This window comes from Pseudomonas sp. PAMC 29040, assembly GCF_003994535.1.
Lineage (GTDB): Bacteria > Pseudomonadota > Gammaproteobacteria > Pseudomonadales > Pseudomonadaceae > Aquipseudomonas > Aquipseudomonas paraversuta.
Window position 1 is genome coordinate 1 of the sequence record NZ_RZAA01000014.1, and the last position, 22,517, is coordinate 22,517.

20 protein-coding genes and 4 tRNA genes are annotated in these 22,517 nt (G+C 54.2%); all 24 read left to right on the top strand.

Annotation, left to right across the window (positions count from 1 at the left end; genetic code table 11):
* Positions 1-259: 259 nt before the first annotated feature.
* The 24 genes from birA to rplB all read left to right on the top strand — a co-directional run bounded on the left by birA (position 260) and on the right by rplB (position 22,514).
* Positions 260-1,207: a bifunctional biotin--[acetyl-CoA-carboxylase] ligase/biotin operon repressor BirA gene (birA, locus tag WG29040_RS21410; RefSeq protein ID WP_010655447.1), complete on the top strand. Its 948-nt coding sequence runs from the start codon at positions 260-262 to the stop codon at positions 1,205-1,207.
* Positions 1,197-1,940: a pantothenate kinase gene (locus tag WG29040_RS21415; protein WP_127196855.1), complete on the top strand. Its 744-nt coding sequence runs from the start codon at positions 1,197-1,199 to the stop codon at positions 1,938-1,940. Before birA ends, WG29040_RS21415 begins: the two co-directional genes overlap by 11 nt.
* A gap of 7 nt (positions 1,941-1,947) precedes the next feature.
* On the top strand, positions 1,948-2,391 hold the full coding sequence (locus WG29040_RS21420; RefSeq protein WP_003444401.1) for a hypothetical protein: 444 nt from the start codon (positions 1,948-1,950) through the stop codon (positions 2,389-2,391).
* A gap of 143 nt (positions 2,392-2,534) precedes the next feature.
* Positions 2,535-2,619: transfer RNA gene (locus WG29040_RS21425), tRNA-Tyr, on the top strand.
* A gap of 25 nt (positions 2,620-2,644) precedes the next feature.
* Positions 2,645-2,718: transfer RNA gene (locus WG29040_RS21430), tRNA-Gly, on the top strand.
* Positions 2,719-2,744: 26 nt separating this feature from the next.
* Positions 2,745-2,820 (top strand) — tRNA-Thr (locus WG29040_RS21435).
* Positions 2,821-3,069: 249 nt separating this feature from the next.
* A tRNA-Trp gene (locus tag WG29040_RS21440) sits at positions 3,070-3,145 on the top strand.
* A gap of 45 nt (positions 3,146-3,190) precedes the next feature.
* A complete protein-coding gene (secE, locus tag WG29040_RS21445) occupies positions 3,191-3,559 on the top strand; it encodes a preprotein translocase subunit SecE (RefSeq protein WP_003444399.1) in 369 nt (122 codons plus the stop codon).
* 9 nt (positions 3,560-3,568) lie between these two features.
* Positions 3,569-4,102 (top strand): transcription termination/antitermination protein NusG, encoded by a 534-nt coding sequence (gene nusG / locus WG29040_RS21450; protein WP_003444397.1) that lies wholly within the window; start codon positions 3,569-3,571, stop codon positions 4,100-4,102.
* Positions 4,103-4,218: 116 nt separating this feature from the next.
* Positions 4,219-4,650: a 50S ribosomal protein L11 gene (rplK, locus tag WG29040_RS21455; protein ID WP_003444395.1), complete on the top strand. Its 432-nt coding sequence runs from the start codon at positions 4,219-4,221 to the stop codon at positions 4,648-4,650.
* On the top strand, positions 4,650-5,345 hold the full coding sequence (rplA, locus tag WG29040_RS21460) for a 50S ribosomal protein L1 (RefSeq protein WP_003444394.1): 696 nt from the start codon (positions 4,650-4,652) through the stop codon (positions 5,343-5,345). The genes rplK and rplA overlap by 1 nt, the downstream gene beginning before the upstream one ends.
* 195 nt (positions 5,346-5,540) lie before the next feature.
* A complete protein-coding gene (rplJ, locus tag WG29040_RS21465; protein ID WP_127196856.1) occupies positions 5,541-6,041 on the top strand; it encodes a 50S ribosomal protein L10 in 501 nt (166 codons plus the stop codon).
* 80 nt (positions 6,042-6,121) lie between these two features.
* On the top strand, positions 6,122-6,487 hold the full coding sequence (rplL, locus tag WG29040_RS21470; protein WP_003444390.1) for a 50S ribosomal protein L7/L12: 366 nt from the start codon (positions 6,122-6,124) through the stop codon (positions 6,485-6,487).
* A gap of 220 nt (positions 6,488-6,707) precedes the next feature.
* Positions 6,708-10,781, top strand: coding sequence for a DNA-directed RNA polymerase subunit beta (gene rpoB, locus WG29040_RS21475; protein ID WP_003444388.1), 4,074 nt, complete (start codon positions 6,708-6,710; stop codon positions 10,779-10,781).
* A gap of 64 nt (positions 10,782-10,845) precedes the next feature.
* Positions 10,846-15,045 carry a DNA-directed RNA polymerase subunit beta' gene (gene rpoC, locus WG29040_RS21480; protein ID WP_127196857.1) on the top strand — a complete coding sequence of 1,400 codons (4,200 nt, stop codon included), beginning with the start codon at positions 10,846-10,848 and terminating at the stop codon, positions 15,043-15,045.
* 216 nt (positions 15,046-15,261) lie between these two features.
* On the top strand, positions 15,262-15,633 hold the full coding sequence (gene rpsL / locus WG29040_RS21485; protein WP_002555494.1) for a 30S ribosomal protein S12: 372 nt from the start codon (positions 15,262-15,264) through the stop codon (positions 15,631-15,633).
* A 123-nt stretch (positions 15,634-15,756) separates the two neighbouring features.
* Positions 15,757-16,227: a 30S ribosomal protein S7 gene (rpsG, locus tag WG29040_RS21490; RefSeq protein ID WP_003444383.1), complete on the top strand. Its 471-nt coding sequence runs from the start codon at positions 15,757-15,759 to the stop codon at positions 16,225-16,227.
* 30 nt (positions 16,228-16,257) lie between these two features.
* Positions 16,258-18,363, top strand: coding sequence for an elongation factor G (gene fusA, locus WG29040_RS21495; protein ID WP_003444381.1), 2,106 nt, complete (start codon positions 16,258-16,260; stop codon positions 18,361-18,363).
* A gap of 35 nt (positions 18,364-18,398) precedes the next feature.
* Positions 18,399-19,592, top strand: coding sequence for an elongation factor Tu (gene tuf, locus WG29040_RS21500; RefSeq protein WP_003444379.1), 1,194 nt, complete (start codon positions 18,399-18,401; stop codon positions 19,590-19,592).
* 143 nt (positions 19,593-19,735) lie between these two features.
* Positions 19,736-20,047, top strand: a complete 312-nt coding sequence (rpsJ, locus tag WG29040_RS21505; RefSeq protein ID WP_003186070.1) for a 30S ribosomal protein S10 — start codon at positions 19,736-19,738, stop codon at positions 20,045-20,047.
* Positions 20,048-20,128: 81 nt separating this feature from the next.
* The gene (gene rplC, locus WG29040_RS21510; protein WP_003444377.1) at positions 20,129-20,764 is read left to right on the top strand and encodes a 50S ribosomal protein L3; all 636 of its coding nucleotides are present in this window, start codon (positions 20,129-20,131) and stop codon (positions 20,762-20,764) included.
* Positions 20,765-20,776: 12 nt separating this feature from the next.
* The gene (gene rplD, locus WG29040_RS21515; protein ID WP_003444376.1) at positions 20,777-21,379 is read left to right on the top strand and encodes a 50S ribosomal protein L4; all 603 of its coding nucleotides are present in this window, start codon (positions 20,777-20,779) and stop codon (positions 21,377-21,379) included.
* Positions 21,376-21,675, top strand: a complete 300-nt coding sequence (gene rplW, locus WG29040_RS21520) for a 50S ribosomal protein L23 (RefSeq protein WP_003444375.1) — start codon at positions 21,376-21,378, stop codon at positions 21,673-21,675. Before rplD ends, rplW begins: the two co-directional genes overlap by 4 nt.
* Positions 21,676-21,689: 14 nt before the next feature.
* The gene (rplB, locus tag WG29040_RS21525) at positions 21,690-22,514 is read left to right on the top strand and encodes a 50S ribosomal protein L2 (RefSeq protein WP_003444374.1); all 825 of its coding nucleotides are present in this window, start codon (positions 21,690-21,692) and stop codon (positions 22,512-22,514) included.
* Positions 22,515-22,517: the final 3 nt, after the last annotated feature.

A 22,517-nucleotide genomic window follows, 5' to 3' on the forward strand; every position in this document is an offset into this window, starting at 1 on the left:
TCAGAAGTGAAACGATGCATCGCCGATGGTAGTGTGGGGTTTCCCCATGTGAGAGTAGGTCATCGTCAAGATTAAATTCCAAACCCCCTGTCTGCTCACGCAGACAGGGGGTTTGTTTTTGTGCCGAAAAAAACATCGGTGCAACGCCTGCACAAAGCGTTTCTACAGGTGGATTTTGGCTTGCGACAACTCTCGGGCTTTCTATGCAATAGCTCTGCTCATGGCTATTATGCGTGCCTGATTGTGAGGCGGTACTTGCATGCTGACGTTGTTGAAACTACTCAAAGATGGTCGATTTCATTCAGGGCAGGCGCTGGGAGCTGCGCTCGGCGTCAGCCGTAGTGCTGTGTGGAAACAGCTTCAGCACCTGGAGTCAGAATTGAACTTGTCGATTCACAAGGTTCGTGGTCGTGGCTACCAGCTGGCAGCTCCTCTCGAGCTGCTCGAGCACGAACAAATGGCTGCCGGTCCCTGGCCAGTCTCTATCCATGAATCCCTTGACTCAACGAATGCCGAGTCCTTGCGCGCCATTGATCGCGGTCAGACTGCTCCCTTCGTCATTCTGGCTGAGCGTCAACTTGCTGGGCGGGGACGTAGGGGGCGCAAGTGGGTCAGCCCTTTCGCAGAGAATATTTATTACAGTCTGGTTCTGCGGATGGACGGCGGCATGCGCCAGCTAGAAGGCCTCAGCCTGGTGGTCGGCTTGGCAGTTTTGAGTGCTCTTCGAGAAATGGGTATCGAGAGGGCGGGGCTCAAGTGGCCAAATGACGTGTTGGTCGGTAATAAAAAGATCGCCGGAATTTTGCTTGAGCTGGTGGGTGATCCTGCCGATGTCTGTCACCTGGTGATTGGTATTGGTATCAATGCCAATATGCGGGTCGCCAGTGAGGTGGATCAGGCATGGACCTCGGTTTTTCTGGAGTCTGGCAAAGCCATAAACCGTAATTCGCTGGTGTCCAGCCTTAATCAGAGTTTGCTCACATACCTTAAGCGCCATGAGTCGTCCGGGTTTGCAGCGATCCAGGCAGAGTGGGAGAGCAATCATTTGTGGCAAGGGCGTGAAGTGTCGTTGATTGCTGGAGTGCATCAGGTGGATGGGACGGTCATGGGTATTGATCAGCAGGGTGCGCTTCGCTTGCGCGTAGAGGGCGAGGAGAAGGTGTTTAGCGGTGGCGAGCTTAGCCTGAGGTTGCGCCATGATTCTTGAACTGGACTGCGGCAACAGCTTTATAAAGTGGCGTGTGCTCGATGGTGGCAGAGTCGCTGGTGGAGGGGTCGTAGATTCCGACATCGGTCTGATAGCTTCGGTGCGAGCTGTTCCTGCATTGAATGTCGTCCAGTGTCGCCTGGTCAGCGTGCGTACCGATGAAGAGACCGCCAGCCTGGTAGCTGGCATAGCCTCGGCTTTCGGGGTCGGGGTTGCATGCGCCATGCCGGCCAGGAGCGTTTCGGGTGTGAGCAATGGTTACGAAGATTTTTCCCGCTTGGGGCTGGATCGTTGGCTTGCTCTCGTCGGTGGATATGAGTTGGCAAAGGGTGCGTGTCTGATCCTGGATTTTGGCACCGCTGTAACGGCAGATTTTGTCGCGCCAGATGGCAGCCATTTAGGTGGCTTTATTTGCCCGGGAATGCCCTTGATGCGTGATCAGCTGCGCACGCACACACGACGAATCAGGTATGACGATTTTTCTGCCGAGCAGGCGCTGCTTTTACGGGCTCCTGGTCGTACAACGGCTGAGGCCGTAGAGCGCGGCTGCTTGTTGATGATGCGGGGATTTGTCTTGACCCAGTTGGAATTGGCGCGTGATTACTGGGGGCAAGAGTTTGAGGTTTTTCTCACGGGAGGTGACGCTAGCCTGGTGAGCGATATGGTCCCGGGCGCCCGATTGGTGCCGGATCTTGTATTTGTCGGCTTGGCTGTAGCTTGTCCCTTCTCCTGAGGTTCTTATGCGTTGGCTGTTTCTGTTGCTGGTTGTTCTGAATGTTTTCTATTACATATGGCATCAGCAAGAGGCGCCTGTCAGGGCCAAGGAGGTTGTTTCATTGTCGTTGTACAAGGGGAGTCAGCAGGGTATCAGTCTGCTCAGCGAGGCTCGCCCCTCGTTAGCCGTCGCTGAGCCCCAGGCTGCACCTGGGGCGGGTGCGGAGTGTATCTACCTGGGGAATATCTCCAGTGAGGATCAGCTGGACAGGGTCCAGCGCAGGCTCGCCGATATGGATATCCGTACGCAAAGAGCTGATGTCGCTGCGGGGGATCTGGCTGGATATGCCATTCAAATCAATCCCGAGAGCAGCGCCAGGGTCAATGAAATGCTGTTGCAGAACCTTGCTAATGAATTCAATGAGTTAAAACTCAAAAAAATGCACTGTGAGGGCTTGCAGCTACCCTGATCTTTGCATAGAATGGCGCCCGCTCCACAGTGAACGCCAAACAGGCTTTGAAGTGTGAAGTGAGTCAAGTTGCTAACTTCCTGAATTACTTGAAGAAAGCGCTTGACAGAAGGGTAGAATGATGTAGAATTCTGCCTCGCTTAGGAGGGGTTCCCGAGCGGCCAAAGGGATCAGACTGTAAATCTGACGTCTACGACTTCGAAGGTTCGAATCCTTCCCCCTCCACCATATTTAAGCTCGGATAGCAAGATTTGCGGGTGTAGTTTAGTGGTAGAACCTCAGCCTTCCAAGCTGATGATGCGGGTTCGATTCCCGCCACCCGCTCCAGTCTTGCTGTTTTTGCGATGTGTTTTGCTCTTGTAGCTCAGTTGGTAGAGCACACCCTTGGTAAGGGTGAGGTCAGCGGTTCAAATCCGCTCAAGAGCTCCATATAACAAGGCAGATATGAAAATATCTGCCTTTGTTTTAACAGGTGCATAGCCTGTCCGGAGTGTTTGCCGGTGGTGCCAGGTGTTTTGGGTGTCGCTGCTCTGGTTGGTGTTACTGTTGTGATCAGCTCGCATTCTGCTGTTCACAGGGTCGTAAGTTTGGTGTTGCCAGGCTTGAGGCAAAAGTAATTGCATTGGTTGTTGAAAAGTCTCTCTCGTGCCTGCATAATTCGCGGCTCGATAATGTTTTAGGTCAGTAGCTCAATTGGCAGAGCGACGGTCTCCAAAACCGTAGGTTGGGGGTTCGATTCCCTCCTGACCTGCCAGATTCGCTCATTGCGTCTGGCTTTCTTTTCACAGGATCCTCTTAGATGACTCCCAAGGCTGAAGTTCAAGGCTCTCGCTTCGATCTCCTCAAGTGGCTTGTAGTGGTTGCTCTTGTGGTGGTTGGCGTTGTTGGGAATCAGTATTATTCTGGTTCGCCGATCCTGTATCGTGTCATTGCACTTCTTGTGATTGCTGCTGTTGCTGCCTATGTGGGCTTGCAGACGGCAAAAGGCAAGTCGTTCTCTGTCTTGGTGAAGGAAGCTCGTACTGAGATTCGTAAAGTCGTATGGCCAACTCGCCAAGAAACTACGCAGACCACGTTGATCGTGGTGGCTGTTGTTCTAGTTATGGCGTTGCTGTTGTGGGGTTTAGATTCCCTGCTCGGCTGGCTCGTTTCCTTGATTGTTGGCTAAGGGTGTCCCGTGGCTAAGCGTTGGTACGTAGTGCATGCTTATTCGGGTTACGAAAAGCATGTTATGCGCTCTTTGATTGAGCGTATTAAGCTGGCAGGCATGGAAGAAGGCTTCGGCGAAATTCTGGTTCCCACTGAAGAAGTGGTTGAAATGCGTAATGGCCAGAAACGCAAAAGCGAACGCAAGTTCTTCCCTGGCTATGTGCTGGTACAAATGGACATGAGCGAAGGGACTTGGCACTTGGTCAAGGATACCCCTCGCGTAATGGGCTTCATTGGTGGTACCGCCGATAAACCGGCGCCAATCACCGATAAAGAGGCAGAAGCAATTCTGCGTCGTGTTGCTGATGGTAGCGACAAGCCCAAGCCGAAAACACTGTTCGAGCCAGGTGAAGTTGTTCGTGTCACCGATGGCCCGTTCGCTGATTTCAATGGCACCGTTGAAGAAGTTAACTACGAAAAGAGTCGCATCCAAGTGGCAGTGCTCATTTTCGGTCGCTCTACTCCGGTAGAGCTAGAGTTTAGCCAGGTCGAAAAGGTCTAGCTGAACACGAATCCCAACCCCATGGCTTAGGCTGTGGGGTTTTGTCGTCACTGGGATAAACGCGCAAGTAACCGGGGAGCCTTTCTAGGCGTCTGAACCCGTAATTGGAGTGCCTCATGGCCAAGAAGATTACCGCTTACATCAAGCTGCAAGTGAAGGCCGCTCAGGCCAACCCAAGCCCACCTGTCGGCCCGGCTTTGGGTCAACACGGTGTGAACATCATGGAATTCTGCAAGGCTTTCAACGCCCGTACTCAGGGTATTGAAGCTGGCCTGCCGACTCCAGTGATCATCACTGTATACAGCGACCGTAGCTTCACATTCGAAACCAAATCGACTCCTGCTTCGGTTCTGCTGAAGAAGGCTGCCGGTTTGACTAGCGGTTCCGCTCGTCCAAACACCGTTAAGGTTGGCACTGTTACCCGTGCTCAGCTGGAAGAAATCGCGAAAACCAAAAACGCGGATCTGACTGCAGCTGATATGGAAGCAGCCGTGCGTACCATCGCCGGTTCTGCTCGTAGCATGGGCCTTAACGTGGAGGGTGTGTAATGGCTAAGCTGACTAAGCGTCAAAAGGCAATCGCCGGTAAAATTGAAGCTGGCAAGTCTTACAACTTTGTAGACGCTGCTGCTTTGCTGGCTGAGCTGTCCACTGTCAAGTTCAGCGAGTCTTTTGACATCGCTGTTAACCTGGGCGTAGACCCACGTAAATCTGACCAGGTTGTTCGTAGCGCTACTGTGCTGCCACACGGCACTGGCAAGACTGTACGTGTAGCTGTGTTCACCCAGGGTCCAGCTGCTGAAGCTGCTTTGGCTGCCGGCGCTGATCGCGTTGGTATGGACGACCTGGCTGCCGAAATGAAAGGCGGCGACCTGAACTATGACGTAGTTATTGCATCCCCGGACGCAATGCGTGTTGTAGGTCAGCTGGGTCAGATCCTTGGTCCACGTGGTCTGATGCCTAACCCTAAGGTTGGTACTGTAACTCCAGACGTAGCTACTGCGGTTAAGAACGCAAAAGCTGGTCAGGTTCGTTATCGCACTGACAAAAACGGTATCATTCACACTTCCGTTGGCAAGATCGGCTTTGATGCCGTCAAGCTGAAGGAAAACGTTGAAGCCCTGATCGCTGATCTGAAGCGTATCAAGCCAGCTTCCTCGAAAGGTATTTACGTTAAGCGCGTTACCCTGAGCACCACTATGGGCCCGGGCCTGGTCATCGACCAGGGTTCTCTGGACGCGTAAGACAAATTGGCGTGGCTTGCCGCGCCAATGAAAGATTGGGGTCCCTGCCTGGCGGGGGCTATCCAAGACCGTAGGCGGCGAAAGCCTTAAACCTCAAGCCTACGCAGATGGTGCTCCCGGTTCCTTACCGAATCAGACACCAAAACGACATCCGGCTCAGGCCAGATGAAACGGTAACAAGCAGGAGTTAAACCCGTGGCAATTAAACTCGAAGACAAGAAGGCCATCGTCGCTGAAGTCAACGAGGCTGCCAAAGTTGCCCTGTCTGCTGTTGTGGCTGATGCCCGCGGCGTGACAGTAGGCGCTATGACCGGACTCCGTAAAGAGGCTCGTGAAGCTGGCGTTTACGTACGTGTTGTACGTAACACCCTGCTCAAGCGCGCTGTTGCTGACACTGACTACAGTGTTCTCAACGACGTGTTCACCGGCCCGACCTTGATCGCATTCTCCAACGAACATCCAGGTGCTGCTGCCCGTTTGTTCAAAGAGTTCGCTAAAGGTCAGGATAAGTTCGAGATCAAGGCAGCTGCGTTCGAGGGCAAGTTCCTCGCAGCTAATCAGATCGACGTACTGGCAAGTCTGCCGACCCGTGACGAAGCAATTTCTCAGCTGATGAGCGTGATTCAAGGCGCTACCAGCAAATTGGCTCGTACTCTGGCGGCACTTCGCGACCAGAAAGAAGCTGCTGCAGCCTAAGGCTGAGCTACTCCTTTCAGCGTTTATTGTTTATTTCGATAGCCGCCTAGGCTGTCACCCCAATACAGGAATTTATAGTCATGTCTCTGACTACTCAAGAAATCATCGACGCAATCGGTTCGAAATCCGTTCTGGAAATCGTTGAGCTGATCAAGGCAATGGAAGAAGCATTCGGCGTTTCCGCTGCTGCTGCTTCTGCTGGTCCTGCTGCTGCCGCTGCTGTTGTTGAAGAGCAAACTGAATTCAACGTCATGCTGCTGGAAGCTGGCGAGAAGAAAGTTAACGTGATCAAGGCTGTTCGCGAGCTGACTGGTCTGGGCTTGAAAGAAGCCAAGGCAGTAGTAGACAGCGCTCCTAGCGTTGTTCTGGAAGCTGTTGCGAAAGACGCAGCTGACAAAGCCAAGGCTGCCTTGGAAGAAGCAGGCGCTAAAGTCGAGCTGAAGTAAGCCTCGACCTTGCGTCTCCAGCCCAAGCGTTAAGCAGAAGGCTGATGGCTGGTGGCTCTTGCCACCGGCCTTTTTCCGTTATTGGCTGCCGACTGGGTCGGCGCCTCTAACGTGCTGTAACCACCCTGTGCGGTGGAGCAAACCAAGGGGTTTGCACGATTTTCTGGCTGCTCCCGTCGGGAGAGGCCAAACAAGCAGGTGACCAAGCTGGGGAACGCTGATGGCTTACTCATATACTGAGAAAAAACGTATCCGCAAGGACTTTAGCAAGTTGCCGGACGTCATGGATGTGCCGTATCTCTTGGCAATCCAGCTGGATTCGTATCGTGAATTCTTGCAGGCGGGAGCGACTAAAGATCAGTTCCGCGACGTGGGCCTGCATGCGGCCTTCAAATCCGTTTTCCCGATCATCAGCTACTCCGGCAATGCTGCGCTGGAGTACGTCGGTTATCGCTTGGGCGAGCCGGCATTTGATGTTAAAGAATGCGTGTTGCGCGGTGTAACTTACGCCGTACCTTTGCGGGTAAAAGTTCGTTTGATCATTTTCGACAAAGAATCGTCGAACAAAGCGATCAAGGACATCAAAGAGCAAGAAGTCTACATGGGTGAAATCCCCCTGATGACTGAAAACGGTACCTTTGTAATCAATGGTACCGAGCGTGTAATCGTTTCCCAGTTGCACCGTTCCCCGGGCGTGTTCTTTGACCACGACCGCGGCAAGACGCACAGCTCCGGTAAACTGCTTTATTCCGCGCGTATCATTCCTTACCGCGGTTCGTGGTTGGACTTCGAGTTCGATCCGAAAGACTGCGTGTTCGTCCGTATTGACCGTCGTCGCAAGCTGCCTGCATCGGTACTGCTGCGCGCGCTGGGTTATACGACTGAGCAGGTGCTGGACGCGTTCTACACCACCAACGTATTCCACGTTCAGGGCGAAAGCATCAGCCTGGAACTGGTACCTCATCGCCTGCGCGGTGAAATTGCGGCCATCGATATTACCGATGACAAAGGCAAGGTGATTGTCGAGCAAGGTCGTCGTATTACTGCTCGTCACATCAACCAGCTGGAAAAAGCCGGTATCAAAGAGCTCGTTATGCCTCTGGACTATGTCCTGGGTCGCACAACGGCCAAGGCTATCGTGCATCCGGCTACCGGCGAAATCATTGCTGAGTGCAACACCGAGCTGACCACCGAGATTCTGGCGAAAGTCGCCAAGAGCCAGGTTGTTCGTATCGAAACGTTGTACACCAACGATATCGACTGCGGTCCGTTCGTCTCCGACACTCTGAAGATCGACTCCACCAGCAACCAATTGGAAGCGCTGGTCGAGATCTATCGCATGATGCGTCCAGGCGAGCCGCCAACCAAAGACGCTGCCGAGACTCTGTTCAACAACCTGTTCTTCAGCCCTGAGCGCTATGACCTGTCTGCGGTCGGCCGGATGAAGTTCAACCGTCGTATCGGTCGTACCGAGATCGAAGGTTCGGGCGTGTTGTGCAAAGAAGACATCGTCGCGGTACTGAAGACTCTGGTCGACATCCGTAACGGTAAAGGCATCGTCGATGACATCGACCACCTGGGTAACCGTCGTGTTCGCTGTGTAGGCGAAATGGCTGAAAACCAGTTCCGCGTTGGCCTGGTGCGTGTTGAACGCGCGGTCAAAGAGCGTCTGTCGATGGCTGAAAGCGAAGGCCTGATGCCGCAAGACCTGATCAACGCCAAGCCAGTGGCTGCGGCGGTGAAAGAGTTCTTCGGTTCCAGCCAGCTCTCGCAGTTCATGGACCAGAACAACCCGCTGTCCGAGATCACCCACAAGCGCCGTGTATCTGCACTGGGCCCGGGCGGTCTGACGCGTGAGCGTGCAGGCTTTGAAGTTCGTGACGTACACCCGACTCACTACGGTCGTGTATGCCCGATTGAAACGCCGGAAGGTCCGAACATCGGTCTGATCAACTCCCTGGCCGCCTATGCGCGCACCAACCAGTACGGCTTCCTTGAGAGCCCGTACCGCGTGGTGAAAGACGCTCTGGTCACCGACGAGATCGTATTCCTGTCCGCCATCGAAGAAGCTGATCACGTGATCGCTCAGGCCTCGGCCACGATGAACGACAAGAAAGTCCTGATCGACGAGCTGGTAGCTGTTCGTCACTTGAACGAATTCACCGTCAAGGCGCCGGAAGACGTCACCCTGATGGACGTTTCGCCGAAGCAGGTTGTGTCGGTTGCAGCGTCGTTGATTCCGTTCCTCGAGCACGATGACGCCAACCGTGCGTTGATGGGTTCGAACATGCAGCGTCAAGCTGTACCTACCCTGCGCGCTGACAAGCCGCTGGTTGGTACCGGCATGGAGCGTAACGTAGCCCGTGACTCCGGCGTTTGCGTCGTGGCTCGTCGTGGTGGCGTGATCGACTCCGTTGATGCAAGCCGTATCGTGGTACGTGTTGCAGATGACGAAGTAGAAACTGGCGAAGCCGGTGTCGACATCTACAACCTGACCAAATACACCCGCTCCAACCAGAACACCTGCATTAACCAGCGTCCGCTGGTTCGCAAGGGTGATCGAGTGCAGCGCAGCGACATCATGGCCGACGGTCCGTCCACCGATATGGGTGAGCTGGCTCTGGGTCAGAACATGCGCATCGCGTTCATGGCCTGGAACGGTTACAACTTCGAAGACTCCATCTGCTTGTCGGAACGGGTTGTTCAAGAAGATCGCTTCACCACGATCCACATCCAGGAACTGACCTGTGTGGCACGTGACACCAAGCTTGGGCCTGAAGAGATCACTGCAGACATCCCGAACGTGGGTGAAGCTGCACTGAACAAACTGGACGAAGCCGGTATCGTTTACGTTGGTGCTGAAGTTGGCGCGGGCGACATTCTGGTAGGTAAGGTCACTCCGAAAGGCGAGACCCAGCTGACTCCGGAAGAGAAGCTGTTGCGTGCAATCTTCGGTGAAAAAGCCAGCGACGTTAAAGACACCTCCCTGCGTGTACCTACCGGTACCAAAGGTACTGTCATCGACGTGCAGGTCTTCACTCGCGACGGCGTTGAGCGTGATGCTCGTGCACTGTCCATCGAGAAGACCCAGCTGGACGAGATCCGCAAGGATCTGAACGAAGAGTTCCGCATCGTTGAAGGCGCCACTTTCGAACGTCTGCGCTCTGCACTGGTCGGCCGTATTGCCGAAGGTGGAGCCGGTCTGAAGAAAGGCCAGGAAATCACCAATGAGGTCCTGGACGGTCTTGAGCATGGTCAGTGGTTCAAACTGCGCATGGCTGAAGATGCTCTGAACGAGCAGCTTGAAAAAGCCCAGGCTTACATCATCGATCGCCGTCGTCTGCTGGACGACAAGTTCGAAGACAAGAAGCGCAAACTGCAGCAGGGCGATGACCTGGCTCCGGGCGTGCTGAAAATCGTCAAGGTTTACCTGGCAATCCGTCGTCGCATCCAGCCGGGTGACAAGATGGCTGGTCGTCACGGTAACAAAGGTGTGGTCTCCGTGATCATGCCGGTTGAAGACATGCCGTACGATGCCAATGGCACCCCGGTGGATGTGGTCCTCAACCCGTTGGGCGTACCTTCGCGTATGAACGTTGGTCAGATTCTCGAAACTCACCTGGGCCTCGCAGCCAAAGGTTTGGGCGAGAAGATCAACCTCATGATTGAAGAGCAGCGCAAGGTTGCTGACCTGCGCAAGTTCCTGCATGAGATCTACAACGAGATTGGCGGTCGTCAAGAAAGCCTGGATGACTTCTCCGACCAGGAAATCCTGGACCTGGCGAAGAACCTTCGTGGCGGTGTGCCGATGGCTACCCCGGTGTTCGACGGTGCCAAGGAAAGCGAAATCAAGGCAATGTTGCGCCTGGCAGATCTGCCGGACAGCGGCCAGATGACGCTGACTGACGGCCGTACCGGCAACCAGTTTGAACGTCCGGTTACTGTTGGCTACATGTACATGCTGAAGCTGAACCACTTGGTAGACGACAAGATGCACGCTCGTTCTACCGGTTCTTACAGCTTGGTTACCCAGCAGCCGCTGGGTGGTAAGGCACAGTTCGGTGGTCAGCGTTTCGGGGAGATGGAGGTTTGGGCGCTGGAAGCTTACGGCGCGGCATACACTCTGCAAGAAATGCTCACAGTGAAGTCGGATGATGTGAACGGTCGTACCAAGATGTACAAAAACATCGTGGACGGCGATCACCGTATGGAGCCGGGCATGCCCGAGTCCTTTAACGTGTTGATCAAAGAAATTCGTTCCCTCGGCATCGATATCGATCTGGAAACCGAATAACACGTGACGTGAATCGAGAGTGGGGCGGTATTGCCCGCTCTCTGCTCCGCCAGGAGGAAAGGCCTTGAAAGACCTACTGAATTTGCTGAAAAACCAGGGTCAAGTCGAAGAGTTCGACGCCATCCGTATTGGATTGGCATCGCCTGAGATGATCCGTTCGTGGTCGTTCGGTGAAGTTAAAAAGCCGGAAACCATCAACTACCGTACGTTCAAGCCTGAGCGTGACGGCCTGTTCTGCGCCAAAATCTTTGGCCCGGTTAAGGATTACGAGTGCCTGTGCGGTAAGTACAAGCGCTTGAAGCACCGCGGTGTGATCTGTGAGAAGTGTGGCGTTGAAGTCGCACTGGCCAAGGTCCGTCGCGAGCGCATGGCTCACATTGAACTGGCATCGCCGGTTGCTCACATCTGGTTCCTGAAATCGCTGCCGTCCCGTATCGGCTTGCTGATGGACATGACCCTGCGTGATATCGAACGCGTTCTCTACTTCGAGAGCTATGTCGTTATCGATCCGGGCATGACCACTCTGGAAAAAGGTCAGCTGCTGAACGATGAGCAGTACTTCGAAGCGCTGGAAGAGTTCGGCGACGACTTTGATGCCCGTATGGGTGCTGAAGCTGTCCGTGAACTGCTGCACGCTATCGATCTGGAACACGAGATTGGCCGTCTGCGCGAAGAGATTCCGCAAACCAACTCCGAAACCAAAATCAAGAAACTGTCCAAGCGCCTGAAGTTGATGGAAGCCTTCCTGGGCTCCGGCAACCTTCCGGAGTGGATGGTACTGACCGTTCTGCCGGTTCTGCCGCCAGATCTGCGTCCTTTGGTTCCGCTGGATGGTGGTCGTTTCGCGACTTCCGACCTCAACGATCTGTATCGTCGAGTGATCAACCGTAACAACCGCTTGAAGCGCCTGCTTGATCTGTCCGCTCCGGACATCATCGTGCGTAACGAAAAGCGTATGTTGCAAGAAGCGGTCGACGCATTGCTCGACAACGGCCGTCGTGGCCGCGCTATCACCGGTTCCAACAAGCGTCCTCTGAAATCCCTGGCTGACATGATCAAGGGTAAGCAGGGTCGTTTCCGTCAGAACTTGCTCGGTAAGCGTGTTGACTACTCGGGTCGTTCGGTAATTACCGTAGGTCCGACCCTGCGTCTGCACCAGTGCGGTCTGCCGAAAAAAATGGCTCTCGAGCTGTTCAAGCCGTTCATCTTCGGCAAGCTTGAAATGCGCGGTCTCGCGACCACCATCAAAGCCGCCAAGAAAATGGTTGAGCGCGAATTGCCAGAGGTTTGGGACGTTCTCGCAGAAGTCATTCGCGAACACCCGGTTCTCCTCAACCGTGCACCGACCCTTCACCGTCTGGGTATCCAGGCGTTTGAACCGGTACTGATCGAAGGTAAGGCTATCCAGCTGCACCCGTTGGTCTGTGCTGCGTACAACGCCGACTTCGACGGCGACCAAATGGCCGTGCACGTACCGCTGACGCTGGAAGCTCAGCTGGAAGCGCGTGCGTTGATGATGTCGACCAACAACATTCTGTCGCCAGCCAACGGTGAGCCAATCATCGTTCCGTCGCAGGACGTTGTATTGGGTCTGTACTACATGACGCGTGAAGCGATCAACGCCAAAGGCGAAGGTCGTGTGTTCGCGGATCTGCAGGAAGTTGACCGTGTGTTCCGTGCCGGCGAAGCCGCACTGCACGCCAAGGTCAAAGTGCGTATCCACGAAACCGTCAACGACCGTGACGGCGGCAGCGTGAGCAACGTTCGTATTGTCGACACCACTGTCGGCCGTGCCTTGTTGTACCAGGTTGTGCCAAAAGGTCTGTCGTACGATGTCGTCAACCTGCCGATGAAGAAAAAGGCGATCTCCAAGCTGATCAACCAGTGCTACCGCGTGGTTGGTTTGAAAGAGACCGTGATTTTCGCTGACCAGTTGATGTACACCGGTTTTGCTTACTCGACCATTTCCGGCGTTTCCATCGGTGTTAACGACTTCGTTATCCCGGATGAAAAAGCCCGCATCATCGCGGCTGCAACCGATGAAGTGAAAGAGATCGAAAGTCAGTACGCCTCGGGCCTGGTAACACAGGGCGAGAAGTACAACAAAGTAATCGACCTTTGGTCGAAAGCTAACGACGAAGTCTCCAAGGCAATGATGTCGAACCTCTCGAAAGAGAAGGTTATTGACCGTCACGGCGTTGAGGTTGAGCAAGAGTCGTTCAACTCGATGTACATGATGGCCGACTCCGGCGCGCGGGGTTCTGCAGCGCAGATCCGTCAGCTGGCCGGTATGCGTGGTCTGATGGCCAAGCCGGATGGCTCCATCATCGAAACGCCGATTACTGCGAACTTCCGTGAAGGTTTGAGCGTACTTCAGTACTTCATCTCTACTCACGGTGCTCGTAAGGGTCTGGCGGATACCGCCTTGAAAACTGCTAACTCCGGTTACTTGACGCGTCGTCTGGTAGACGTTGCGCAGGATCTGGTTGTGACTGAAGTCGACTGCGGGACCGAACACGGTCTGCTGATGACTCCGCACATTGAAGGCGGTGACGTTGTTGAGCCGTTGGGTGAACGCGTACTGGGTCGAGTAATCGCCCGTGACGTATTCAAGCCGGGTACCGATGAAATCATCGTTCCTGCTGGCACCCTGGTCGACGAGAAGTGGGTTGAATTCATCGAGCTGAACAGCATCGACGAAGTAATCGTACGCTCGCCAATCAGCTGCGAAACCCGCTTCGGTATCTGTGCCAAGTGCTACGGTCGCGATCTGGCCCGTGGTCACCAGGTGAACATCGGTGAAGCTGTCGGCGTAATCGCTGCCCAGTCGATCGGTGAGCCGGGTACACAGCTGACCATGCGTACGTTCCACATCGGTGGTGCGGCAAGCCGGACCTCTGCTGCTGACAGCGTTCAGGTGAAGAATGGCGGTACTGTCCGTCTGCACAACCTGAAGCACGTTGAGCGGGTAGATGGTTGCCTGGTAGCAGTATCCCGTTCCGGTGAGCTGGCAATCGCTGATGACTACGGTCGTGAGCGCGAGCGCTACAAGCTGCCGTACGGTGCCGTGATTTCGGTTAAAGAAGGTGACAAGGTCGACGCTGGCTCTATCGTAGCCAAGTGGGATCCGCACACTCACCCAATCGTTACCGAAATGAAAGGTACCGTGACCTACGTGGGCATGGAAGAAGGCATCACGATCAAGCGTCAGACTGACGAATTGACCGGTATGACCAACATTGAAGTACTTGATGCCAAAGACCGTCCAGCTGCCGGCAAGGACATCCGTCCAGCCGTCAAGATGGTTGGTGTTGATGGCAAGGATCTGCTGTTGCCAGGTACCGACGTACCGGCTCAGTACTTCCTGCCGGCGAACGCCCTGGTCGGTGTAGCGGATGGTGCGGAAATCGCGATCGGTGACGTTATCGCTCGTATTCCGCAAGAAACTTCGAAAACTCGAGACATCACCGGTGGTCTGCCACGGGTTGCTGACTTGTTCGAAGCCCGTCGTCCGAAAGAAGCCTCGATTCTGGCTGAAGTCAGCGGCACCATCGCGTTCGGTAAAGAGACCAAGGGCAAGCGCCGTCTGGTCATTACTCCGAACGACGGTACTGATCCGTACGAAGAGCTGATTCCAAAGTGGCGTCACCTGAACGTCTTCGAAGGCGAACAAGTGAACCGCGGCGAAGTTATCTCCGACGGTCCGAGCGATCCACACGACATCCTGCGTTTGCTGGGTGTGAGTGCGTTGGCCAAGTACATCGTTAACGAAATTCAAGACGTTTACCGTCTGCAAGGCGTAAAAATCAACGACAAGCACATCGAGACCATTCTGCGTCAGATGCTGCGTAAAGTTGAGATTGCCGAGTCTGGCGATTCCACCTTCATCAAGGGCGACCAGATGGAGTTGACGCATGTACTGGTCGAGAACGAGCGCCTGGGCAACGAAGACAAGTTCGTGTCCAAGTTCACTCGCGTTCTGTTGGGTATCACCAAGGCGTCGTTGTCGACTGAATCGTTCATCTCCGCGGCCTCTTTCCAAGAGACCACCCGCGTACTGACCGAAGCAGCGGTAACCGGCAAGCGCGATTACCTGCGCGGCCTGAAAGAAAACGTGGTCGTGGGTCGTTTGATCCCGGCTGGTACCGGTCTGGCATACCACAGCGAGCGCAAGCGTCGTCGTGAGGCTGACAAACCGTTGCGCGTAAGCGCCAGTGAAGTGGAAGCTGCACTGACCGAAGCACTGAACTCGAGCGGTAACTGAGTTCTGAGCTGATTGAAAGGTAGGCCCCGGTCGTTCCGTTCATCGAATCGAGACATTTTGTCTTGGTTAGATGAGTGGGAAGGTCGGGGCCTTGCCTTGACTGGGGACAAGATCCTCTTTAGACTCTTGTACCCCTAAATTTGGCGGGAATTCGTTCCTGCCATTTTGCTTTTCTTGCAAGACAATAGCGTCGCAAGACAACAGTGGAGCTAGTAGATGGCAACTATCAACCAGCTGGTACGTCAGCCGCGTAAGCGTATCGTCGAGAAATCCGACGTGCCTGCGCTGCAAAACTGCCCGCAACGTCGTGGCGTATGCACCCGTGTGTATACAACTACGCCGAAAAAACCTAACTCGGCACTGCGTAAAGTATGCCGTGTGCGCCTGACCAACGGTTTCGAGGTTTCCTCGTACATCGGTGGTGAAGGTCACAACCTGCAAGAACACAGCGTGGTACTGATTCGTGGCGGTCGTGTAAAAGACTTGCCAGGTGTTCGTTATCACACCGTTCGCGGTTCGTTGGATACTTCCGGTGTTAAAGGTCGTAACCAGGGTCGTTCGAAGTACGGTACCAAGAAGCCGAAGTAGTTTTCGGTCGCTTGTAAATAATGCAGATTTCTTTTTTTCTGAGTCGATAAGAGTAAGGTCGGACGTGCATCCTCTGGGTGTAATGGTTCCGAGCTAACCTGAAGACCGTTTGAGGGCTTATCCATGCCAAGAAGACGCGTAGCAGCCAAGCGCGATGTGCTTGACGATCCAAAATACGGAAGCCAAATCCTGGCCAAGTTCATGAACCACGTGATGGAAAGCGGCAAGAAAGCCGTTGCCGAGCGTATCGTTTATGGCGCGCTGGACAAGGTTAAAGAACGCAAGAACAGCGATCCCCTGGAAATCTTCGAGAAAGCTCTCGACGCCATCGCTCCGCTGGTCGAAGTGAAGTCGCGCCGTGTAGGCGGTGCTACTTACCAGGTTCCGGTCGAAGTTCGCCCGTCCCGTCGTAACGCCCTGGCAATGCGCTGGTTGGTAGACTTCGCCCGCAAGCGCGGCGAGAAGTCTATGGCTCTGCGCTTGGCTGGCGAACTGTTGGATGCTGCTGAAGGCAAGGGCGCAGCAGTTAAGAAGCGTGAAGACGTGCACCGTATGGCTGAAGCTAACAAAGCTTTCTCGCACTACCGCTTCTAATTTCAGCGCTACTCATTTTGCGAGGGCTTTATGGCTCGTACTACACCGATTAACCGCTACCGTAACATTGGTATCGTTGCTCACGTGGATGCTGGTAAAACCACCACCACCGAGCGCGTCCTTTTTTACACTGGCAAAAGTCACAAGATGGGCGAGGTGCATGATGGCGCCGCGACCACAGACTGGATGGTTCAGGAGCAGGAGCGTGGTATTACCATTACTTCTGCTGCTATTACCGCCTTCTGGAAAGGTTCTGCCAAGCAGTACAAAGACGAGCATCGCTTCAACGTAATCGATACCCCGGGCCACGTTGACTTCACTATTGAAGTTGAACGTTCCCTGCGTGTACTCGATGGCGCGGTTGTTGTGTTCTGCGGTACTTCGGGTGTTGAGCCTCAGTCGGAAACCGTATGGCGTCAAGCCAACAAATACGGCGTTCCGCGTCTTGTTTACGTAAACAAGATGGACCGTGCCGGTGCTAACTTCCTGCGCGTGATTGAGCAGATCAAGAAGCGTCTTGGTCACACTCCGGTTCCAATCCAGCTGGCTATCGGTTCTGAAGACAACTTCCAGGGTCAGATTGATCTGATCAACATGGAAGCTGTTTACTGGAACGATGCTGACAAAGGTATGGTTCCTGTTCGTAAGCCTATCCCTGCTGAACTGCAGGAACTGGCTGACGAATGGCGCGACAACATGGTTCAGGCTGCTGCCGAAGCCAATGAAGAGCTGATGAACAAGTACCTCGAAGGTGAAGAATTCACCATCGAAGAAATCAAGGCTGCTCTGCGTCAGCGTACTATCGCTGGTGAGATCGTCTTGGCTGTTTGCGGTTCTTCCTTCAAGAACAAGGGTGTTCCCCTGGTTCTCGACGCCGTTATCGACTTCCTGCCTGCACCTACCGATATTCCTGCCATCAAGGGTACTGACCCGGATGACGAGACTATCGAACTGGAGCGTCATGCAGACGACAGCGAGCCGTTCTCGGCTCTGGCGTTCAAGATCGCTACCGACCCATTCGTGGGTACCTTGACCTTCGTTCGAGTTTACTCGGGCGTGTTGAACTCCGGCGACGGCGTAATCAACTCGGTTAAAGGCAAGAAAGAGCGCGTGGGTCGTATGGTGCAAATGCACGCAAACGCCCGTGAAGAGATCAAGGAAGTACGCGCTGGTGACATCGCGGCCTTGATCGGCATGAAGGACGTCACCACTGGTGAAACCTTGTGCAACGCTGACAAGCCAATCATCCTGGTTCGTATGGACTTCCCGGAGCCGGTTATTTCGGTTGCCGTTGAGCCAAAGACCAAAGATGACCAGGAAAAAATGGGTGTCGCTCTGGGCAAACTTGCTCAGGAAGATCCATCTTTCCGCGTAAAAACTGATGAAGAAACTGGTCAAACGATCATTTCTGGCATGGGCGAGCTGCACTTGGACATCCTGGTTGACCGGATGCGCCGTGAGTTCAACGTCGAAGCCAACATCGGTAAGCCTCAGGTTTCGTATCGTGAGCGCATCACGAAGAGCTGTGAGATCGAAGGCAAGTTCGTTCGTCAGTCCGGCGGTCGTGGCCAGTTTGGTCACTGCTGGATCCGTTTTGCTCCTGCTGACGAAGGTCAGGAAGGTCTGCAATTCGTGAACGAAGTGGTAGGTGGTGTGGTTCCTAAGGAATACATCCCGGCTATCCAGAAGGGTATCGAAGAGCAGATGAAGAACGGTGTTGTTGCCGGCTATCCGCTGATCGGCCTGAAGGCTACCGTGTTTGATGGTTCTTACCACGACGTCGACTCCAACGAGATGGCGTTTAAGGTGGCTGCTTCCATGGCTACCAAGCAACTGGCCTCCAAAGGCGGCGGTGAGTTGCTTGAGCCGATCATGGCGGTAGAGGTTGTTACACCTGAAGACTATATGGGTGACGTGATGGGCGACTTGAATCGTCGTCGCGGCATGATCCAGGGTATGGAAGATACGGTCTCCGGCAAAGTAATTCGTGCTGAAGTTCCGTTGGGTGAAATGTTCGGTTATGCGACCGATGTTCGTTCCATGTCTCAGGGTCGCGCAAGCTACTCTATGGAATTCAAAAAATACGATACAGCTCCGTCGCACATCGTCGAAGCTGTTACTAAAAAACAAGGCTGATTTAGTTCAGTCCTTTAGGCAAGGAGTTAATTGTCGTGGCTAAAGAAAAATTTGATCGTTCCCTACCGCACGTCAACGTTGGCACTATCGGTCACGTTGACCATGGTAAAACCACGCTGACCGCAGCTCTGACTCGTGTTTGCTCCGAGATTTTCGGTTCGGCCATCGTTGACTTCGATAAAATCGACAGCGCGCCAGAAGAAAAAGCTCGTGGTATCACCATCAACACTGCGCACGTTGAATACAACTCGCTGATCCGTCACTACGCTCACGTTGACTGCCCAGGTCACGCTGACTATGTGAAGAACATGATCACCGGTGCTGCCCAGATGGACGGCGCGATCCTGGTTTGTTCGGCCGCTGATGGTCCGATGCCACAAACTCGTGAGCACATCCTGCTGTCCCGTCAGGTTGGCGTTCCGTACATCGTGGTCTTCCTGAACAAGGCTGACCTGGTAGACGACGCTGAGCTGCTGGAACTGGTTGAGATGGAAGTGCGCGATCTGCTGAGCACTTACGACTTCCCGGGCGACGACACTCCGATCATCATCGGTTCTGCTCGTATGGCGCTGGAAGGCAAAGACGACAACGAAATGGGCACCACTGCCGTTCGTAAACTGGTTGAAACTCTGGATACTTACATTCCGGATCCAGTTCGTGTTATCGACAAGCCGTTCCTGATGCCAATCGAAGACGTATTCTCGATTTCGGGTCGCGGTACTGTTGTAACCGGTCGTATCGAGCGCGGTATCGTTCGCGTTCAAGATCCGCTGGAAATCGTTGGTCTGCGTGACACTACTGTTACCACCTGCACCGGCGTTGAAATGTTCCGTAAGCTGCTCGACGAAGGTCGTGCTGGCGAGAACTGCGGCGTGCTGCTGCGCGGCACCAAGCGTGACGACGTAGAGCGTGGCCAGGTTCTGGTTAAGCCGGGTTCGGTTAAGCCACACACTACCTTCGAAGCTGAAGTGTACGTGTTGAGCAAAGAAGAAGGCGGTCGTCACACTCCGTTCTTCAAAGGCTACCGTCCACAGTTCTACTTCCGGACCACTGACGTGACCGGTAACTGCGAACTGCCGGAAGGCGTTGAAATGGTAATGCCAGGCGACAACATCAAAATGGTTGTCACCCTGATCAAAACCATCGCAATGGAAGACGGTCTGCGTTTCGCAATCCGTGAAGGCGGTCGTACCGTTGGCGCTGGCGTTGTAGCCAAAATCATCGCGTAAGTGATGATTGCCTGAAAAAGCCCCCGCTCAGCGGGGGCTTTTTTTATTGAGTTGACACCTACTGGGGTCGTCTATAGAATTGCGCCTCCTTTTAACGGGCGTATTGCGCTCGGTGGGAATAGCAATCTGGAGTCTGAAATCCAATGCAAAATCAGCAAATCCGTATCAGGTTGAAGGCTTTTGACCATCGCCTGATCGACCAATCAACCCAGGAAATCGTGGAAACCGCGAAACGTACTGGTGCTCAAGTGCGTGGTCCAATTCCACTGCCTACCCGTAAAGAGCGGTTCACCGTTCTGGTCTCCCCGCACGTCAACAAAGACGCGCGTGACCAGTACGAGATCCGTACTCATAAGCGCGTACTGGACATCGTCCAACCAACGGATAAAACCGTTGATGCACTTATGAAGCTTGATCTTGCGGCCGGTGTGGAAGTGCAGATCAGCCTCGGCTAAGACTTGGGTCTTAGTCGTGTAACGCTCTGAAATGGGCGGCCATAGCGGGTGAAAGCCCCGTACACTCATGAGGTTTACAACATGACTATTGGTGTAGTCGGTCGTAAATGCGGTATGACCCGTATTTTCACCGAAGAAGGTGTCTCCATTCCGGTCACGGTCATTGAGATCGAACCGAATCGCGTCACCCAGTTCAAAACTGAAGAAACCGATGGCTATCGTGCAGTGCAAGTCACTGTCGGCGAGCGTCGCGCTTCGCGTGTAACTGCTGCTCAAGCGGGTCACTTCGCTAAAGCAAACGTTGCAGCTGGTCGTACCGTAATGGAATTCCGCCTTGAAGAAGGCGAGTACCAGGCAGGCGATCTGATCAACGCTGAAATCTTCACCGCAGGTCAGATGGTCGATGTGACCGGTCAGTCCAAAGGTAAAGGCTTCCAGGGTACGATCAAGCGTTGGAATTTCCGTGGCCAAGATAACACTCACGGTAACTCCGTTTCCCACCGCGTCCCGGGCTCTATTGGCCAGTGCCAGACTCCTGGTCGTGTATTCAAGGGCAAAAAAATGTCCGGTCATATGGGCGCTGAGCGCGTGACCGTGCAGTCCCTCGAAGTAGTGCGCGTCGACGCTGAACGCAATCTGTTGTTGGTCAAAGGTGCTGTTCCTGGCGCTACTGGCGGCAACCTGGTTGTACGTCCGGCGGCCAAGGCTCGCGGTTAAGGGGAAGCTGACATGCAATTAAACGTAAATGACGCTCAAGCGATCGAAGTTTCCGAACTGACATTTGGCGGCGAGTTCAACGAGACGCTGGTTCACCAAGCAGTCGTGGCCTACATGGCCGGCGGCCGTCAAGGTAGCAAGCAGCAAAAGACCCGTTCCGATGTTCGTGGTGGCGGTAAGCGCCCATGGCGTCAGAAAGGTACTGGCCGTGCTCGTGCCGGTACTATCCGTAGCCCAATCTGGCGTGGCGGCGGTACCACTTTCGCAGCTCGTCCGCAGGATCACTCTCAGAAGCTCAACAAGAAGATGTACCGCGCAGCAATGCGTTCCATCCTTGCTGAACTGGTTCGTACTGATCGTCTGATCGTGGTTCAGGACTTCGCAGTTGAAGCACCGAAGACCAAAGATCTGCTGAACAAACTGAATGGCATGGGTCTGACAGACGTCCTGATCGTGTCCGAAGTTGTTGATCAGAACCTGTACCTGGCTGCTCGCAACCTGCCACACGTTGATGTACGTGACGTGCAAGGTTCCGATCCAGTTAGTCTGATCGCATACGACAAGGTGTTGATCACCGTGTCGGCCGTGAAGAAATTCGAGGAGCTGCTGGGATGAACCAGGAACGCGTATTTAAAGTTCTGCTTGGCCCGCACGTTTCCGAGAAGGCTACGGTTCTGGCAGACAAGAAAGGCCAGTTCGTTTTCAAGGTTGCTACTGATGCAACCAAGCTGGAAATCAAGAAGGCCGTCGAAAGCCTGTTCAGCGTGAAAGTTGAGCGTGTTACTACCCTGAATGTTCTGGGTAAAAGCAAGCGCACCGCTCGCGGCGTGGGCAAGCGTAATGACTGGAAGAAGGCAGTAATCTCCCTTCAGCCAGGCCAAGATCTCGATTTCAGCAGCAGTGCTGAGTAAGGAAGGGGTGCATCATGGCAATCGTTAAATGCAAACCGACTTCCCCTGGCCGCCGTCATGTGGTCAAGGTGGTCAACCAGGAGCTGCATAAAGGCGCTCCTCACGCACCGCTGCTCGAGAAGAAATCGAAGACTGGTGGTCGTAACAACAATGGCCGTATTACCACGCGTCACATCGGTGGTGGTCATAAGCAGCATTATCGTTTGGTCGACTTCCGTCGCAACGACAAAGATGGCATTCCAGCCACTGTTGAGCGTATCGAATACGATCCAAACCGTACTGCTCACATTGCTCTTATGTTGTACGCAGACGGCGAGCGCCGCTACATCATCGCCCCTAAAGGCGTGAGTGCCGGTGACCAGCTGATCGCAGGTGCTTTGGCACCGATCAAGCCGGGCAACGCTCTGCAACTGCGCAACATTCCAGTTGGTAGCACCGTACACGGCATCGAATTGAAGCCGGGTAAAGGCGCGCAAATCGCACGTTCCGCTGGTGCTTCGGCTCAGCTGGTCGCTCGTGATGGTGTCTATGTGACCCTGCGTCTGCGCTCTGGTGAAATGCGTAAAGTATTGGCTGAATGCCGTGCAACGCTTGGCGAAGTCTCGAACTCCGAGCACAGCCTGCGTTCCCTGGGTAAAGCTGGTGCCAAACGCTGGCGTGGCGTTCGCCCAACCGTTCGTGGTGTTGCCATGAACCCGGTTGACCACCCACATGGTGGTGGTGAAGGTCGTACCTCTGGTGGTCGTCATCCGGTATCGCCATGGGGCTTCCCGACTAAGGGCGCGAAGACTCGTGGTAATAAGCGTACCGACAAAATGATCGTCCGTCGTCGCAAGTAAATA

Bases quoted from the DNA above. Each gene is read 5' to 3' on its own strand.
- birA (WP_010655447.1), top strand. From the start codon at position 260: ATGCTGACGTTGTTGAAACTACTCAAAGATGGTCGATTTCATTCAGGG.
- WG29040_RS21415 (WP_127196855.1), top strand. From the start codon at position 1,197: ATGATTCTTGAACTGGACTGCGGCAACAGCTTTATAAAGTGGCGTGTG.
- WG29040_RS21420 (WP_003444401.1), top strand. From the start codon at position 1,948: ATGCGTTGGCTGTTTCTGTTGCTGGTTGTTCTGAATGTTTTCTATTAC.
- secE (WP_003444399.1), top strand. From the start codon at position 3,191: ATGACTCCCAAGGCTGAAGTTCAAGGCTCTCGCTTCGATCTCCTCAAG.
- rplK (WP_003444395.1), top strand. From the start codon at position 4,219: ATGGCCAAGAAGATTACCGCTTACATCAAGCTGCAAGTGAAGGCCGCT.
- rplA (WP_003444394.1), top strand. From the start codon at position 4,650: ATGGCTAAGCTGACTAAGCGTCAAAAGGCAATCGCCGGTAAAATTGAA.
- rplL (WP_003444390.1), top strand. From the start codon at position 6,122: ATGTCTCTGACTACTCAAGAAATCATCGACGCAATCGGTTCGAAATCC.
- rpoB (WP_003444388.1), top strand. From the start codon at position 6,708: ATGGCTTACTCATATACTGAGAAAAAACGTATCCGCAAGGACTTTAGC.
- rpsL (WP_002555494.1), top strand. From the start codon at position 15,262: ATGGCAACTATCAACCAGCTGGTACGTCAGCCGCGTAAGCGTATCGTC.
- rpsG (WP_003444383.1), top strand. From the start codon at position 15,757: ATGCCAAGAAGACGCGTAGCAGCCAAGCGCGATGTGCTTGACGATCCA.
- fusA (WP_003444381.1), top strand. From the start codon at position 16,258: ATGGCTCGTACTACACCGATTAACCGCTACCGTAACATTGGTATCGTT.
- rpsJ (WP_003186070.1), top strand. From the start codon at position 19,736: ATGCAAAATCAGCAAATCCGTATCAGGTTGAAGGCTTTTGACCATCGC.
- rplC (WP_003444377.1), top strand. From the start codon at position 20,129: ATGACTATTGGTGTAGTCGGTCGTAAATGCGGTATGACCCGTATTTTC.
- rplD (WP_003444376.1), top strand. From the start codon at position 20,777: ATGCAATTAAACGTAAATGACGCTCAAGCGATCGAAGTTTCCGAACTG.
- rplW (WP_003444375.1), top strand. From the start codon at position 21,376: ATGAACCAGGAACGCGTATTTAAAGTTCTGCTTGGCCCGCACGTTTCC.
- rplB (WP_003444374.1), top strand. From the start codon at position 21,690: ATGGCAATCGTTAAATGCAAACCGACTTCCCCTGGCCGCCGTCATGTG.